Origin of the sequence: Mycobacterium sp. E796 (assembly GCF_001672815.1) — a bacterium.
Lineage (GTDB): Bacteria > Actinomycetota > Actinomycetes > Mycobacteriales > Mycobacteriaceae > Mycobacterium.
This window is the reverse complement of record NZ_LZKK01000159.1, coordinates 1-737: the sequence shown is the minus strand read 5'-3', so window position 1 is coordinate 737 and position 737 is coordinate 1. Positions and strand designations below refer to the sequence as shown.

Sequence of the window (737 nt, the reverse complement as noted above, 5' to 3'; positions counted from 1 at the left end):
CCGTTCACCGCCAATGCCGCCGAGGCCCGCGACATCGCCGAGCTGGCCGCGAAGTCAGATCGCGTCGTCATGGAGGCAATCCAATACCGCTACCATCCGTTGACTTCGCGCGTCGAGCAGATTCTCACGTCAGGCGAGCTGGGCAAGCTCGAGCGGATCGACGTCTCCTTATGCGTATTGCTGCCGAAGCGCTCCAACGCCAACGTCTACGACTACTCCCTCGCCGGTGGCGCGCTGATGACCGACGGAAGCTATACGGTCGACATGCTCCGTACGTTCGGCGGTTCGACCCCGGAAGTCGTTTCGGCTCGTGCGAAACTGGGCGGTCCCGAAGTGGACCGGGCTATGACGGCCGAATTGCGGTTCGCCGGCGGGCACACGGGCCGCCTGCACTGCGCGCTGTGGTCGTCGAACCTGTTTTGGGCGAGCGCCAAGGTGGTTGGGGATCGCGGCCGGCTGCGTTACCTCAGTCCGGCTGCTCCGCACTTGTTGCCCCGGCTCACGATCCGCTCGGCCGACGGCAAGCGGGTGGAGCGCTTCCCGCGCCGCACCAGCTATGCGTACCAGCTCGAGGCCTTCGCCGCGGCGGTGCTGCGCGGCGAACCGGTGAAGACGACGCCGGAAGGCGCGATCGAGAACATGTCCGTCATCGATACGATTTACCGCGCCGCCGGTCTCTCGCTCCGCGAACCGGCGTAAACGCCATGAACGCCGCGCCAGTCGACAGTCGAGAGGGC

General features: G+C 66.4%; 1 protein-coding gene. It reads left to right on the top strand.

Translation table 11 applies throughout. From position 1 onward, the window contains the following. Nucleotides 1-699, top strand: a 699-nt coding sequence (locus A5706_RS35225) for a Gfo/Idh/MocA family protein (protein WP_068127401.1), incomplete at its 5' end; no start/stop codon positions are given. Nucleotides 700-737: the final 38 nt, after the last annotated feature.